This window comes from Thermosynechococcus sp. NK55a (assembly GCF_000505665.1).
In the GTDB taxonomy this organism is placed as follows: domain Bacteria; phylum Cyanobacteriota; class Cyanobacteriia; order Thermosynechococcales; family Thermosynechococcaceae; genus Thermosynechococcus.
In genome coordinates this window covers 2022801-2035140 of the sequence record NC_023033.1, presented here as the reverse complement: position 1 = coordinate 2035140, position 12340 = coordinate 2022801, and the positions used below count along the sequence as shown (strand labels likewise).

Below are 12340 nucleotides of genomic sequence, written 5' to 3'. Positions count from 1 at the left end.
AGAAGTCAACAACAAAATTTTAGCGTTTTGAGTATTGGGGGGCTTTGCGGGCTTTGCGCAGACCGTATTTACGCCGCTCCTTCGCACGGGGATCGCGGGTGAGATAGCCTTCGATTTTCAAGGGTTTGCGGTTTTCGATGTCCAGTTGGCAGAGGGCACGGGCAATACCGAGACGAATAGCGTCCGCTTGCCCTGTCAAACCACCCCCCGTAGCATTGACATAGATATCGTAGCTATTTTCAAGTCCTAGGGTTTCAAGGGGGGCTTTCACCAAGTTGAGATAGATGGGGTTATTTTGCAGGTAGTCAGCCCCATTGCGGCCATTAATCAATAGCTGACCGCTACCAGGAATCAATCGCACCCGTGCTACCGCCGATTTACGGCGACCTGTTCCCAAGTAAACTACCCGCTTAGACTGATCAGCAATCTGCATTGTTAGGCTCCCGGAATCGTGTTAATGGTCAAAGGCTGGGGTTTTTGTGCTTGGTGAGGATGCTCTGGCCCAGCATAAACTTTCAGCTTGGTAAAGAGTTTGCGGCCAAGGGAATTTTTCGGCAGCATCCCCTTGACAGCGTGCTCAATAATCCGCTCCGGAATACGGGCTTGCAATTGATCAAAGGTTTCAATTTTCATGCCGCCGGGACGCCCGGAGTGACGACGGTAGAGTTTTTGGGAGCGTTTTCTGCCGGTGACGGTGACTTTTTCGGCATTGATGACAATCACAAAGTCACCCGTATCCATGTGGGGGGTGTAAATGGCTTTGTTTTTGCCCCTGAGAATGCGGGCAATTTCTGCGGCCAGCCGACCCAACCGTTGATCAGCGGCATCAATGACATACCACTGGGGAGCAAGGTCATCCACAGCGGGCAGTGGTGTTTTTACGGTACTGGTCATCACAAACTCCATAGTGCTATGCAATAGACAATTCAGGGCAAACAGAGGCTAACTGGAACTGGGGCATCGCCTCGGTGCACAGGGCAAGGGGGAAGGGTGATTCAGGATAACCCACCCCCAATAGACAAAGGCCGCTGGGGGGTGCAGCATACTTGACAAGGTGGCGTTGCTCCTGTTGCCAAATTTCCGTAAAACTGGCGGGCGATCGCTGGCCTTGTCCCACCTGTACCAAGAGGCCCACCAACAGGCGCATCATACCGTAGAGAAACCCTGAAGCTTGTACCTCAATTTCCACAAGGGCACCGCGCCGCTGGCAACTCACCGCCTGTACCTCCACCCAAGAATGGGCACGATTGGAGCCAGAACGGTGAAATGCACTTAGGTGATGCCGCCCCAACAATGGCTGAAGCACTGCTGCCATTTTTGCCACATCCAAGGGGGCATAGTAGTAGTGCCATGTCCAAGGCCGCAGAAAGATATTGGGGCAGGGATCGGTATAGAGAGTATAACGATAGCGACGCCACAGGGCTGAGAAACGGGCATGCCAGTGAGGAGGCACAGCCGCCGCGGCACGAATCACCACATCAGCCGGCAAGCGAGCATTGAGAATCCCCGGCCAACGATGAACGGGAATAGGCGAGTTGACCGTGACATGGGCCACTTGACCCGCAGCATGAACCCCTGTGTCTGTGCGCCCTGCTGCAACAACAGAGACGGGATGATTGACAACACTGGCGATCGCCTGCTCAATCACCTCCTGCACCGTGCGTTGCCCCACCTGCCGTTGCCAGCCGTGGAAGTGGGTGCCCTGGTACTGAATTAGCAGTGCCAAGCGTTGGCCGCTTTGAGGAGGGGCGATCGCCGTCATCATTGCCTACTACACCAGCTCAATGACCGCCAATTCAGCATTATCCCCCCGCCGCCGCACACTGCGGATAATACGGGTATAGCCCCCCTTGCGATCGCCATAGCGCCCTGGGGCTTGGGCAAAGAGAGCATGCACCAGTTGCTTATCGTAGAGATAGCCAAGGGCACGCCGCCGTGCCGCCAAGGAGCCATCCTTTGCCAAGGTGATCATCCGCTCTGCCTCTGCGCGTACAGCCTTTGCCCGCGCTTTGGTGGTGGTAATGCGACCATGGCGAATCAGCTCAGTGGTCAATGCCCGCAGCAGTGCTTTTCGTTGATCCGCTGGTAGTCCTAGTTGGGGAACCCGACGTTGGTGACGCATAGGTAAACCTCATTCAATCTCTCTAGTTACGGGCAGCTTTTTGGGGCGGTAGCGTAATTCCCAAGTGTTTTTGCAGGGCTTCGATCACTTCCTCAGCCGACTTTTGACCGAAGTTTTTGATCTCCAGTAGCTCTTCCTGGGAGTACTCAAGGAGATCAGCCACCGTATTCACTTGGGCACGCTTGAGACAGTTATAGGCACGGACCGACAAATTAAGTTGCTCAATGGGAATTTGCCCCGTTTCGTCATGCTCATCGGTGGTGGTGGCCTCAGAGGTGTGTAGGGGCACTTCCTTCAAGGGGCTAAAGAGATCCACAAGAATCGTTGCCGCCTGATTGAGGGCATCCTGAGGAGTCAAGCTGCCATTTGTCCAGATTTCTAGCTTTAGGTAGTCCTGGAGCTGGCGATCGCCCTCTGCACCGGCACTGCGCACAGAATCAACAGTGTAGTTCACCCGCCGCACGGGCATAAAGACCGCATCCAATTGGAGATAGTCCAAGGCAAGGCGATCGTCCCGCACCCGCTCCACCGAGCGATAGCCGCGATCCTTTTCAATCTTGAATTCCATCTCCAAAGTTGCCCCCGGCATCAGCGTGGCAATATAGTGGTTGGGGTTGACCACCTCCACTTCAGAGCCAAGCTGCACCATACCAGCAGTGACCGTCAATGGCTCATTCTCAGGGGCTTGAGCAAAAAGACGACCCATTTGGGGTTCTGAGGTGTGGCTGCGAATCACCAACTGCTTCATTTGCAGCAAAATGTCCATGACATCTTCGCGCACACCGGGAATCGTCGAAAACTCATGATTGACGCCAGCAATCCGCACCGCTGTCACAGCACTACCGGGTAAGTTGGAAAGGAGAACCCGCCGCAGGGCATTCCCCACCGTAATCCCTTGACCAGGGGCAAGGGGATGCAGTGCAAATTGGCCATACTGCCCCTGATCCTCCTCAACCCGTGTTTCCAAACATTCAATTTGATATGCCATAGCTGTGCTCCCAAGGGACCCAAACTAACCTAAACCCGCCGCCGTTTGGGGGGACGGCAACCATTATGGGGAATGGGGGTCACATCCCGAATGAGGGTAATTTCTAAACCTGCGGCTTGCAACGCCCGAATCGCTGTTTCTCGACCGGAGCCAGGACCACTCACCATGACCTCAACTTGCCGCATCCCCTGATCAATGGCACGGCGCGCCGCATTATCAGCAGCAGTTTGGGCTGCAAAGGGTGTGCCTTTTTTGGCACCTTTGAAACCACTGGAGCCAGCGGAGGCCCAAGCAATCACCTCACCATTGGGGTCGGTAATTGAGACAATCGTGTTATTAAATGTGGACTGAATGTGGGCAACGCCACTGGGGACATTGCGCTTTTGCTTACGAGGGCCAGAGCGTTTTGCAGAGGGTGCCATAATCTATCCAAACCGTGAATGAGGTAGCAGGAGCGGAAAAACTTATTTCTTAGCAGCGGGTTTTTTCTTACCAGCCACAGTGCGACGACCACCACGACGGGTGCGAGCATTGGTACGGGTGCGCTGACCACGAACCGGCAATCCAAGGCGATGGCGCCGTCCCCGATAGCAGCCAATGTCCATGAGCCGCTTAATATTCATGGCCTCCAGGCGGCGCAGATCCCCTTCCACTTGGTACTCGTCAATAGCAGCCCGCAGTGCCGCAATATCCGCATCCGTTAAATCGCGGGTGCGTGTATCAGGATTGACACCCGTTTTTGCCAAAATTTCTTTGGAGCGGGTTAAGCCAATGCCATAGATGTAGGTAAGGGCAATTTCAATGCGTTTGTCGCGGGGTAAATCAACACCAGCAATACGAGCCATGAATCTAGTTCCTATGTGTGCAACAACAGTGGGTTACCCTTGGCGCTGCTTGTGTTTCGGATTGGTGCAGATCACCATCACCCGGCCACGTCGCCGAATGACGCGGCATTTTTCACAAATACGCCGTACCGATGCTCTTACTTTCATATCAGTTGCTCATGTAGTCGCAAATTTTATATCTTAGCAGAGTGATCAGTAAAGATCAAACTACTTTTTGCGCAGGCGATAGGTAATCCGCCCTTTGGTCAAGTCATAGGGGGTCAATTCCACCTTGACGCGATCGCCCGGCAAAATCTTGATGTAGTTGCGGCGAATCTTCCCAGAAATATGAGCAAGGACATTGAAGCCATTGTCCAGATCCACCCGAAACATGGCGTTGGGCAATGACTCAGTCACTGTCCCTTCAATTTCAATGGCATCCTGTTTAGACACGGTTCACCTCCCCAATACGTGCTTGAATGGCAGCAGTTACCTCTTCAATCGTACGCGTTCCATCAATGTGCACAAACCTAGGATGACTCATGTACTGTTGAATCATCGGTAGGGTTTCCCGCTCATAGACCTCTAGCCGCTTAAGGATAGTTTCCGGGGTATCATCGGAGCGCTGCTGACCGTTGACAGCTTGCTTAGCGCGATTTAGGGCGCGTTCTTGGAGAATCGCAGCGGGCACATCTAAAAAAAGCAAGTAATCGTAGTCTTGGTGAATGCTTTTGAGCATCTCCTCAAAGACCGCTGCTTGTGCCACATTGCGGGGAAAGCCGTCCAAAAGCCAACCCGCCGTCGTATCTGGCTGTTGCAAGCGATTGGCCACCATCTCCACAATCACCTGATCTGGTACCAGTTCACCGCGATCCATGTAGCGTTGAGCCTGTTGGCCGAGGGGGGTGCCGGCAGCTCGCTCTGCCCGCAGAATATCCCCTGTAGAAATATGGGGAATGCCCAAGAGTGTGGTCAGAATTGCCGCCTGTGTCCCTTTGCCCGAACCGGGGCCACCAAACAAAATTAAGCGCATTACTGCTTCACCATCCCCTCATAACGCTGTGAAATCACATAGGTTTGAATTTGTTTTGAGGTGTCAATGGCCACCCCCACCAAGATCAACAGGGAGGTCGCCCCCAACCCTTGGAATGTTGTTACTTTGGTTGCGCTCTCGACTGCTGTGGGAATAATTGCCACCAGACCCAAAAAGATCGCCCCTAGGAATGTCAAGCGGTTGAGAACCCGCTCTAGGTAATCAGAAGTCGCTTTCCCCGGTCGAATCCCCGGAATACTGGCGCCCATTTTTTTCAAGTTTTGGGACATATCCACGGGGTTGACCACCAAGGAGGAGTAAAAGTAGCTAAAGAAGAGAATCAACAGCAAATAAAAAATCACGTATAGCCAGGGTGTTGGCCCTGCCGGAGAAACATAACTCGCAAATCGGGCGACGAGTTCGTTACGGGTAAACTGCGCCAATGTCGAAGGTAGAATCAGTACCGCCGAGGCAAAAATGATCGGCATCACCCCCCCTTGGTTTAAGCGCAGGGGCAGGTAACTGGTCTGCTCGCGGTAGAGCTTACGCCCCACTTGGCGACGGGCCGAAACAATAGGGATGCGGCGGGTCCCCTCTTGAACGAAGACAATGCCAACAATCATGGCTAAAAAGACAGCCACAAGGATCACGATGCCGCCGATGTTGCCACCACTTTCCGCAAGGGCGATCGTCTGGCCCACCGAGGCAGGTAAGTAGGCAACAATGCTCAAAAAGATCAAGAGGGAAGCACCATTACCCACCCCTCGCTCAGTAATCAATTCCGAAATCCACATCACGACCATTGAGCCAGCGGTCAGGCCAAGAACAATCTCGGCTACAAACCACGGCCCCGGGTGTAAAGCGGCACCGGGAATTGAACTGACAAAAATGGCAATACCAAAGCTTTGTAGAACCGCCCAGCCCACAGCGACGTAGCGAGTAATTTGGGAAATTTTGCGACGGCCGGCTTCCCCTTCGTCTTTTTGGAGTCGCTCCAAGGAGGGGAGAGCAGCAGTCAGCAACTGCATGATGATCGAGGCGTTAATATAAGGCAAGATGCCAAGGGCGAAAATCCCAAGGGCGGAAAGGCCACCGCCTGAAAAGATATCGAGGAAGCGAATCACGGCATTATCTTGAACGCTCTGGGCAAAAACAGCGCGCTCTATTCCCGGAATCGGTAGATAGATGCCAAGCCGCACTAAGATTAGCAGCCCAATGGTGATCAGGAGTCGCCCCCGCAGACCAGCCGCTTGAGCCATCTGCATAAACGTTTCTTGGGCAGTGGGTGCCTTGCCGCGATTCACAATCATATTGGGGTTCCTCTATTCACTGTCGGCAGCAACGGAGGTCTCCACACATACCCCACCAGCGGCTTCAATCTTGCTGCGGGCACTGCTACTAAAGGCAGCCGCATGGACCTCTAGCTTGACATTTAGCTCACCCCCCCCTAGTACTTTAAGGGGATATTTGGCAGTGGTGAGAATGCCAGCTTCAAGGAGGGATTCAACTGTCACCACACTATTGGGCGGTAGGGTATTGAGACGACCTACGTTGATCGTAGTGTAAACCTTCCGGCTGACGAGGGGGAAGTGCTTGAGTTTGGGGAGACGACGGTAGAGGGGGTTTTGACCACCTTCAAAGCCAGGACGAGTGGGGCGACCGGAACGAGATTTTTGCCCCCGCATACCAAAGCCGCCACTTGCCCCTTGACCTGCGGCAATACCCCGACCAATCCGCCGTTTGCGCCGTCGCGATCCCGCTTGGGGGTGCAGATCTTGAAAACGCATGGATCACTCCTAACTATTTGCTATAAAGGTTTTCAATGGGGATTTCCCGCTCCTCGGCAACTTCTTGAAAAGTGCGCAAGGCTGCAAGGGCTTCGAGGGCGGCACGGGCATTGTTGAGGGGGTTGCTGGATCCCAGCTGTTTGGCAAGTACATTGCGTACCCCTGCTAGTTCCAGAACGGTGCGCACAGAGCCACCTGCAATTACCCCAGTTCCCGGTGCGGCGGGACGAATCATGACGCGGGCAGCACCGCCTTCGCCAAAGGTGGGGTGGGGAATAGAGTTGGATTTGGTGATCGGGACATCAATAAGGTGCTTCTTGCCATCAGCTACGCCTTTGCGGACCGCACCAATGACATCGGCGGCTTTGCCGACACCCACACCCACTTGGCCACGCTCGTTGCCAACGACAACAATGGCACGGAAGCTGAGTTTCTTACCGCCTTTGACCACTTTGGAGACGCGGCGGATCTGGACGACTCGCTCTTGCCAGTCAGTTTCTTTTTCAACTTTGCGGGGGTTTTTACGACGATTTGCCATCGGGTCATCCTCTAAAAGTCTAGTCCAGCTTCACGGGCGGCCTCCGCTAAGGCCTTGACACGACCATGGTAGATATTGCCACCACGATCAAAGACAACGCGTTCAATGCCAGCGGCTTTGGCACGCTCTGCAATCAGTCGCCCCACTTCGGTGGAGGCGGCACAGGTCCTCCCATTCCCCAGCTTTTGCCGCAGTTCTGGCTCCAGACTGGAAGCAGCGACGAGGGTATGATGCCGGGTGTCATCAATCACTTGGGCATAGATGTGCTGATGGGAACGAAAGACAGCGAGGCGGGGGCGATCGCTGGTACCTTTGATTTTGCGGCGAATGCGCTGATGCCGACTTTGGCGAGCCGCAATACGAGTTTGCTTCATCTATTTCTTCCCTGTCTTACCAACTTTACGACGCACAAATTCACCCATATAGCGGATACCCTTGCCCTTGTAGGGTTCAGGGGGGCGCACAGCGCGAATACGGGCAGAGGTGTTGCCGACCAGTTCTTTATCAATACCACTGACGAGGACAATGGTGCCTTGCTGGACTTTTTTACCTTGGTTGTCCTCGATTTCTAGGGTAATGCCCTCAGGCGGCACGATCTCAACGGGGTGGCTGTAGCCCATACTGAGGACAAGGGTTTTGCCTTGGAGCTGGGCACGGTAACCAACCCCTTGAATCTCGAGCTTTTTCGTAAACCCTTGGGAGACACCTTCTACCATGTTGGCCAGTAGCGTGCGGCAGAGGCCGTGGCGTTCTTTGGCCGGTCGAGAATCATCGCGGCGTCTGACGACAATCGTTTCGCCCTCTTGGGCAACATTCACTTCCGGAGGAAAAACGCGAGTGAGTTGACCCTTAGGACCTTTGACCGTGACCTGCTGCCCCTCTAGGGTGAGGGTGACATTCTTGGGCAGAGGGATGGGACGCTTGCCAATACGAGACATGTGGGACTTCCTCCGAGCTTACCAAACGTAACAGAGTACTTCGCCGCCAATGCCCTGCTTCCGTGCCTCGCGATCGGTCATGATGCCGCTTGAGGTGGAGATGATGGCAATGCCGATGCCACCGAGTACCCGGGGCAACTCACGGGAATTGGCATAGACGCGCAGACCAGGTTTACTCACCCGCTTGAGCGCAGTAATAATCGGCTGGCGCTGCTTGCCGCGATATTTTAGGGAAACCACAAGCTGCCGTTTGACGCCGTCCCCTTGCTCTTCAAAATCGCGAATAAACCCTTCCGCTTTCAGGACCTGCGCAATACTGCGGGTCATGCGCGTGGCCGGAATGGTGGTGGTTTGATGACGCGCAAGGTTTGCGTTGCGGATGCGAGTTAGCATATCGCCAATCGTGTCATTTACTGCCATAGTTGCTCCTTAAAAATCTGCCTCCGGCGTTAGTTCTCACGGAACGGCATGCCCATTGCTTTGAGCAGGGCACGTCCTTCTTCATCAGTATTGGCAGTGGTGATGATTGAGACATCCATGCCGCGAATTTGATCAATGTCGTCGTAGTTAACTTCGGGGAAAATCAGTTGCTCACGCAAACCTAGGGTGTAGTTGCCCCGGCCATCAAAGCTTTTGGGGTTGACACCACGAAAGTCACGAATACGTGGCAGTGCCAAGTTAATTAAGCGATCCAAAAAGGCATACATGCGATCGGAACGTAACGTCACGGCAACCCCCACGGGCATGCCTTTGCGAATTTTGAAGCCAGCGATCGCCTTCTTGGCACGGGTCACCACGGGCTTTTGGCCTGTAATTGTAGCAATTTCTGCCAGGGTGGCTTCGAGGGCCTTAGCATTTTGCGCCGCTTCACCAAGACCCCGGTTGACGGTCACTTTGACAATCTTGGGCACTTGGTGAATGTTTTTGTACTGGAATTGTTGCATGAGCTGCGGCACAACGGTTTTGTTGTAGTGGTCTTTGAGGCGTTGAGACATGGGGCTTCTCCTAGGGGCATTCTCTGGGCTGGGTCAGAGAGGGGGAAACAAGTGAGACCTAATCAATGATTTCGCCAGTTTTCTTGAGCATCCGTACCTTACGGCCATCTTCGGTGTAGGTGTAGCAGATGCGGCTGGCCACGTTTTGCTTGGTGGAGTAAAGCATCACCTTGCAACTGTAAATCGGGGCTTCTTTGGTGATAATTTGCCCCGATTCGCCCTCTTGGCGGGGCTTGACGTGTTTGGTTTTCAGGTTAACCCCTTTGACAATTACCTGACTGGTTTTGGGAAAAACGGCGAGGACTTCACCGACTTTGGCTTTGTCCCTGCCGGCGATGACTTGAACCATATCCCCTTTTTTCACGTGCATGCGATAGCGCACGGGCTTTTTGTTTGCTTTCTTGGCCGCCATTAGAGTACCTCCGGTGCCAATGAGACAATTTTTGTGAAGTTTTTATCCCGCAGTTCGCGAGCCACAGGGCCAAAGACACGGGTACCGCGAGGGTTGCCATCTTGGTTGATCAAGACAGCGGCGTTGTCATCAAAGCGGATGCTCATGCCACTTTCGCGGCGGATGGTTTTGCGCGTGCGCACAATGACAGCCCGAACCACATCGGATTTTTTCACTGCCATATTGGGAGTCGCATCTTTGACGGTGGCAATGATCACATCGCCCACACTACCGTAGCGACGGTTACCGCCTCCGAGCACACGAATGCAGAGGAGCTTTTTGGCGCCGCTATTGTCAGCAACATTGAGATAGGTTTCCTGTTGAATCATGGCTGGCTCTCCTTAGGCAGTGCGAGGACTGAGAATCTCGGCAATGACCCAACGCTTGGTGCGACTCAGGGGACGGGTTTCCCGAATGCGCACGCGATCGCCCACTTTGGCTTCATTGTTTTCATCATGGGCTTTATAGCGGCGGGTTTTGACGACAATTTTGCCGTACTTGGGATGGGGGGCGCGGTTTTCGACAGCAACGACGACGGTTTTTTGCATTTTGTCGCTGACGACAACGCCAACACGTTCCTTAACTGCCATTAGCCTTGGCCTCCACTGCGGCGACGTTCATTCTCAAGGGTTAAAAGCTGTGCCAACTCGTGGCGCAGATGTTTAAATTGATGGGGCTTGACCTCTTGACGGGTGGCTTTTTTGAAGCGCAGATCAAAGAGTTCTTTCTTAATCGCGGCAATGCGATCGCTCAGCTCTTGATCACTCAGTTGCCGCAGGTCTTTCATTTTCGTCAGTGCCATTCTTAACCCTCCTGTTGTTGCTCTTCTTGATTGCGCACCAGAAAACGGGTCTTGATCGGCATTTTGTAGGCAGCAAGGCGCATGGCTTCGCGAGCAACCTCCTCTGTCACACCGGCAATTTCATACATAATGCGACCGGGTTTGACCACTGCCACCCAGTACTCCGGTGACCCTTTCCCTGACCCCATCCGTGTTTCTGCAGGCCGCATCGTCACGGGTTTGTCGGGGAAAATGCGAATCCAGATTTTGCCACCGCGGCGGATATAGCGGGTCATGGCGCGACGGCCGGCTTCAATTTGCCGTGCGGTGATCCAAGCAGGTTCAAGGGCTTGAAGAGCATAGTCACCAAAATGGATGGAGTTACCGCGACTGGCAACTCCCGTCATGCGACCCCGCTGCTGTTTGCGAAATTTTGTACGCTTTGGACTTAGCATCGCTAGCTTCCCTGTTAGTTAGAGCGATTTTCAAATTGGGGTAGACGGCGCTGCGGGCTACGGCGAGTGGCTTCCCGTGGAACTGCTTCCGTTTGTCCCGGCAGAACTTCGCCCTTAAAGATCCACACCTTCACACCCAAAATGCCGTAGATCGTGCGGGCTGTGCGGTAGGCATAGTCAATGTCTGCCCTTAGGGTATGCAGGGGAACTCGCCCTTCCCGTGTCCACTCGGTGCGGGCAATTTCTGCCCCATTCAGGCGACCGGCCACTTGGACTTTGATCCCCTCAATACCTGCTCGCTGCGCCCGCTGAATAGCTTGGCGCACGGCCCTTCGGAAGGCTACCCGTCGCTCTAGTTGCTGAGTGATGTATTCCGCCAAGAGGCTGGCCTCAGCATCCACTCGGCTGACTTCCACCACGTTGACTTTGATTGTGCGGTTACTAGGAAGCATCTGCCGCAGTTGCTTGCGCAGTTCCTCAATCCCTTGGCCGCCTTTGCCAACGACGACACCGGGACGGGCGGTGCGAATTTGCAGCTCCACTTGATCCGCTTTGCGCTCAATGCGCACTTCAGCAATGCCAGCATTGGCCAGTTGCTTGTTAATAAACGTGCGGATGCGGTGATCCTCCTGCAAAAGCTCGGGATAGCGATCGCTATCGGCGAACCAGCGGGAGCGATGTTCTTGGGTAATGCCAAGGCGAAAGCCAATTGGGTGAATCTTCTGTCCCACGGTGGTATCCTTCTACGATTCGTCAGCAGTGTTTTGGGGCGCCACAGCAATCGTGATGTGGCAGGTGGGTTTGCGAATTTGGTAAGCGCGACCTTGGGCACGGGGGCGGAACCGCTTCAGGCAAGGCCCTTGATCGGCATAGGCCTGACTAATCACCAAGGTGGCCGGATCTAAGCCTAAATTGTGGGTGGCATTGGCTGCCGCCGATCGCAGGACCTTCGTAATCGGCTCACAGGCACGATAGGGCATAAAGCGCAGCATAATGAGGGCATCGCGGTAGGTGCGACCCCGCAGTTGATCTAGTACCCGCCGCACTTTGTGGGGTGACATGCGGACATACTTGGCGCAGGCACGGGCAGTAGGAGAAGAGGTAGAAACCATAGACGGCTATCCCAGACGCGAACAAGAGAATCAATGGCGGGCTTTTTTATCGCCCTTAACATGACTGCGGAAGTTGCGGGTGGGGGCAAATTCCCCCAGTTTGTGCCCCACCATTTGCTCAGTGATGTACACGGGCACATGCTGTTTGCCGTTGTGGACAGCGATCGTGTGGCCAATCATTTCTGGCACAATTGTTGAGGCACGCGACCACGTTTTGATCACTTCCTTGGCATTGCGCTCATTGAGGGCTTCAATCTTGCGTAAGAGATGATCCGCCACAAAGGGGCCTTTTTTAATGAACGTCCCATAACCTAAC

Annotated in this window: 25 protein-coding genes; all 25 read right to left on the bottom strand. The window is 54.1% G+C overall.

Annotation, left to right across the window (positions count from 1 at the left end):
• Positions 1-19 precede the first annotated feature (19 nt).
• Genes rpsI through rpsS form a run of 25 tightly spaced genes read right to left on the bottom strand, consistent with a single transcriptional unit; the run spans position 20 to position 12321 of the window.
• Entirely contained in the window at positions 20-433 is a 414-nt protein-coding gene (rpsI, locus tag NK55_RS09940; protein WP_024125584.1) for a 30S ribosomal protein S9, read from the bottom strand.
• Positions 434-435: 2 nt separating this feature from the next.
• Positions 436-894 (bottom strand): 50S ribosomal protein L13, encoded by a 459-nt coding sequence (rplM, locus tag NK55_RS09935; protein ID WP_024125583.1) that lies wholly within the window; start codon positions 892-894, stop codon positions 436-438.
• A gap of 16 nt (positions 895-910) precedes the next feature.
• Complete coding sequence (gene truA, locus NK55_RS09930) at positions 911-1765, bottom strand: tRNA pseudouridine(38-40) synthase TruA (protein ID WP_041429236.1); 855 nt, start codon at positions 1763-1765, stop codon at positions 911-913.
• Between the two features lie 6 nt (positions 1766-1771).
• Positions 1772-2122, bottom strand: coding sequence for a 50S ribosomal protein L17 (gene rplQ / locus NK55_RS09925; protein ID WP_024125581.1), 351 nt, complete (start codon positions 2120-2122; stop codon positions 1772-1774).
• 22 nt (positions 2123-2144) lie between these two features.
• A complete protein-coding gene (locus NK55_RS09920; protein ID WP_024125580.1) occupies positions 2145-3110 on the bottom strand; it encodes a DNA-directed RNA polymerase subunit alpha in 966 nt (321 codons plus the stop codon).
• A 29-nt stretch (positions 3111-3139) separates the two neighbouring features.
• Positions 3140-3532 carry a 30S ribosomal protein S11 gene (gene rpsK, locus NK55_RS09915; RefSeq protein WP_024125579.1) on the bottom strand — a complete coding sequence of 131 codons (393 nt, stop codon included), beginning with the start codon at positions 3530-3532 and terminating at the stop codon, positions 3140-3142.
• Positions 3533-3574: 42 nt separating this feature from the next.
• A complete protein-coding gene (gene rpsM / locus NK55_RS09910; RefSeq protein ID WP_024125578.1) occupies positions 3575-3955 on the bottom strand; it encodes a 30S ribosomal protein S13 in 381 nt (126 codons plus the stop codon).
• 33 nt (positions 3956-3988) lie between these two features.
• A complete protein-coding gene (gene rpmJ, locus NK55_RS09905) occupies positions 3989-4102 on the bottom strand; it encodes a 50S ribosomal protein L36 (protein ID WP_011055957.1) in 114 nt (37 codons plus the stop codon).
• Between the two features lie 60 nt (positions 4103-4162).
• On the bottom strand, positions 4163-4387 hold the full coding sequence (infA, locus tag NK55_RS09900) for a translation initiation factor IF-1 (RefSeq protein WP_011055956.1): 225 nt from the start codon (positions 4385-4387) through the stop codon (positions 4163-4165).
• The gene (locus NK55_RS09895; protein WP_024125577.1) at positions 4380-4967 is read right to left on the bottom strand and encodes an adenylate kinase; all 588 of its coding nucleotides are present in this window, start codon (positions 4965-4967) and stop codon (positions 4380-4382) included. The genes infA and NK55_RS09895 overlap by 8 nt, the downstream gene beginning before the upstream one ends.
• On the bottom strand, positions 4967-6277 hold the full coding sequence (secY, locus tag NK55_RS09890) for a preprotein translocase subunit SecY (RefSeq protein WP_024125576.1): 1311 nt from the start codon (positions 6275-6277) through the stop codon (positions 4967-4969). Before secY ends, NK55_RS09895 begins: the two co-directional genes overlap by 1 nt.
• Before the next feature lie 12 nt (positions 6278-6289).
• Complete coding sequence (gene rplO / locus NK55_RS09885) at positions 6290-6754, bottom strand: 50S ribosomal protein L15 (RefSeq protein WP_024125575.1); 465 nt, start codon at positions 6752-6754, stop codon at positions 6290-6292.
• 13 nt (positions 6755-6767) lie between these two features.
• On the bottom strand, positions 6768-7292 hold the full coding sequence (gene rpsE, locus NK55_RS09880; RefSeq protein ID WP_011055952.1) for a 30S ribosomal protein S5: 525 nt from the start codon (positions 7290-7292) through the stop codon (positions 6768-6770).
• A gap of 11 nt (positions 7293-7303) precedes the next feature.
• Positions 7304-7666: a 50S ribosomal protein L18 gene (rplR, locus tag NK55_RS09875; RefSeq protein ID WP_024125574.1), complete on the bottom strand. Its 363-nt coding sequence runs from the start codon at positions 7664-7666 to the stop codon at positions 7304-7306.
• The gene (rplF, locus tag NK55_RS09870) at positions 7667-8230 is read right to left on the bottom strand and encodes a 50S ribosomal protein L6 (RefSeq protein WP_024125573.1); all 564 of its coding nucleotides are present in this window, start codon (positions 8228-8230) and stop codon (positions 7667-7669) included. It lies immediately after the preceding gene.
• 18 nt (positions 8231-8248) lie between these two features.
• Entirely contained in the window at positions 8249-8650 is a 402-nt protein-coding gene (rpsH, locus tag NK55_RS09865) for a 30S ribosomal protein S8 (protein ID WP_024125572.1), read from the bottom strand.
• A gap of 29 nt (positions 8651-8679) precedes the next feature.
• Positions 8680-9225, bottom strand: a complete 546-nt coding sequence (rplE, locus tag NK55_RS09860; RefSeq protein WP_024125571.1) for a 50S ribosomal protein L5 — start codon at positions 9223-9225, stop codon at positions 8680-8682.
• A gap of 58 nt (positions 9226-9283) precedes the next feature.
• Positions 9284-9637, bottom strand: coding sequence for a 50S ribosomal protein L24 (rplX, locus tag NK55_RS09855; RefSeq protein WP_024125570.1), 354 nt, complete (start codon positions 9635-9637; stop codon positions 9284-9286).
• Complete coding sequence (rplN, locus tag NK55_RS09850; protein ID WP_024125569.1) at positions 9637-10005, bottom strand: 50S ribosomal protein L14; 369 nt, start codon at positions 10003-10005, stop codon at positions 9637-9639. Before rplN ends, rplX begins: the two co-directional genes overlap by 1 nt.
• A 12-nt stretch (positions 10006-10017) precedes the next feature.
• Positions 10018-10266 (bottom strand): 30S ribosomal protein S17, encoded by a 249-nt coding sequence (gene rpsQ, locus NK55_RS09845; protein WP_011055945.1) that lies wholly within the window; start codon positions 10264-10266, stop codon positions 10018-10020.
• Positions 10266-10478 carry a 50S ribosomal protein L29 gene (gene rpmC / locus NK55_RS09840; protein ID WP_024125568.1) on the bottom strand — a complete coding sequence of 71 codons (213 nt, stop codon included), beginning with the start codon at positions 10476-10478 and terminating at the stop codon, positions 10266-10268. Before rpmC ends, rpsQ begins: the two co-directional genes overlap by 1 nt.
• Before the next feature lie 2 nt (positions 10479-10480).
• Positions 10481-10912 carry a 50S ribosomal protein L16 gene (gene rplP, locus NK55_RS09835; protein ID WP_011055943.1) on the bottom strand — a complete coding sequence of 144 codons (432 nt, stop codon included), beginning with the start codon at positions 10910-10912 and terminating at the stop codon, positions 10481-10483.
• Between the two features lie 14 nt (positions 10913-10926).
• Positions 10927-11643 carry a 30S ribosomal protein S3 gene (gene rpsC, locus NK55_RS09830; protein WP_024125567.1) on the bottom strand — a complete coding sequence of 239 codons (717 nt, stop codon included), beginning with the start codon at positions 11641-11643 and terminating at the stop codon, positions 10927-10929.
• Positions 11644-11655: 12 nt separating this feature from the next.
• Positions 11656-12024 (bottom strand): 50S ribosomal protein L22, encoded by a 369-nt coding sequence (gene rplV, locus NK55_RS09825; RefSeq protein ID WP_011055941.1) that lies wholly within the window; start codon positions 12022-12024, stop codon positions 11656-11658.
• Positions 12025-12054: 30 nt separating this feature from the next.
• On the bottom strand, positions 12055-12321 hold the full coding sequence (gene rpsS, locus NK55_RS09820; protein WP_041429233.1) for a 30S ribosomal protein S19: 267 nt from the start codon (positions 12319-12321) through the stop codon (positions 12055-12057).
• Positions 12322-12340: the final 19 nt, after the last annotated feature.

Bases quoted from the DNA above. Each gene is read 5' to 3' on its own strand.
- secY (WP_024125576.1), bottom strand. From the start codon at position 6,277: ATGATTGTGAATCGCGGCAAGGCACCCACTGCCCAAGAAACGTTTATG.
- rplP (WP_011055943.1), bottom strand. From the start codon at position 10,912: ATGCTAAGTCCAAAGCGTACAAAATTTCGCAAACAGCAGCGGGGTCGC.
- rpmJ (WP_011055957.1), bottom strand. From the start codon at position 4,102: ATGAAAGTAAGAGCATCGGTACGGCGTATTTGTGAAAAATGCCGCGTC.
- NK55_RS09895 (WP_024125577.1), bottom strand. From the start codon at position 4,967: ATGCGCTTAATTTTGTTTGGTGGCCCCGGTTCGGGCAAAGGGACACAG.
- rpsM (WP_024125578.1), bottom strand. From the start codon at position 3,955: ATGGCTCGTATTGCTGGTGTTGATTTACCCCGCGACAAACGCATTGAA.
- rpmC (WP_024125568.1), bottom strand. From the start codon at position 10,478: ATGGCACTGACGAAAATGAAAGACCTGCGGCAACTGAGTGATCAAGAG.
- rplN (WP_024125569.1), bottom strand. From the start codon at position 10,005: ATGATTCAACAGGAAACCTATCTCAATGTTGCTGACAATAGCGGCGCC.
- rpsE (WP_011055952.1), bottom strand. From the start codon at position 7,292: ATGGCAAATCGTCGTAAAAACCCCCGCAAAGTTGAAAAAGAAACTGAC.
- rplM (WP_024125583.1), bottom strand. From the start codon at position 894: ATGACCAGTACCGTAAAAACACCACTGCCCGCTGTGGATGACCTTGCT.
- rpsK (WP_024125579.1), bottom strand. From the start codon at position 3,532: ATGGCACCCTCTGCAAAACGCTCTGGCCCTCGTAAGCAAAAGCGCAAT.
- rpsQ (WP_011055945.1), bottom strand. From the start codon at position 10,266: ATGGCAGTTAAGGAACGTGTTGGCGTTGTCGTCAGCGACAAAATGCAA.
- rpsI (WP_024125584.1), bottom strand. From the start codon at position 433: ATGCAGATTGCTGATCAGTCTAAGCGGGTAGTTTACTTGGGAACAGGT.
- rplX (WP_024125570.1), bottom strand. From the start codon at position 9,637: ATGGCGGCCAAGAAAGCAAACAAAAAGCCCGTGCGCTATCGCATGCAC.
- rplE (WP_024125571.1), bottom strand. From the start codon at position 9,225: ATGTCTCAACGCCTCAAAGACCACTACAACAAAACCGTTGTGCCGCAG.
- NK55_RS09920 (WP_024125580.1), bottom strand. From the start codon at position 3,110: ATGGCATATCAAATTGAATGTTTGGAAACACGGGTTGAGGAGGATCAG.
- rplR (WP_024125574.1), bottom strand. From the start codon at position 7,666: ATGAAGCAAACTCGTATTGCGGCTCGCCAAAGTCGGCATCAGCGCATT.
- rplF (WP_024125573.1), bottom strand. From the start codon at position 8,230: ATGTCTCGTATTGGCAAGCGTCCCATCCCTCTGCCCAAGAATGTCACC.
- truA (WP_041429236.1), bottom strand. From the start codon at position 1,765: ATGATGACGGCGATCGCCCCTCCTCAAAGCGGCCAACGCTTGGCACTG.
- rplV (WP_011055941.1), bottom strand. From the start codon at position 12,024: ATGGTTTCTACCTCTTCTCCTACTGCCCGTGCCTGCGCCAAGTATGTC.
- rpsH (WP_024125572.1), bottom strand. From the start codon at position 8,650: ATGGCAGTAAATGACACGATTGGCGATATGCTAACTCGCATCCGCAAC.
- rplQ (WP_024125581.1), bottom strand. From the start codon at position 2,122: ATGCGTCACCAACGTCGGGTTCCCCAACTAGGACTACCAGCGGATCAA.
- rplO (WP_024125575.1), bottom strand. From the start codon at position 6,754: ATGCGTTTTCAAGATCTGCACCCCCAAGCGGGATCGCGACGGCGCAAA.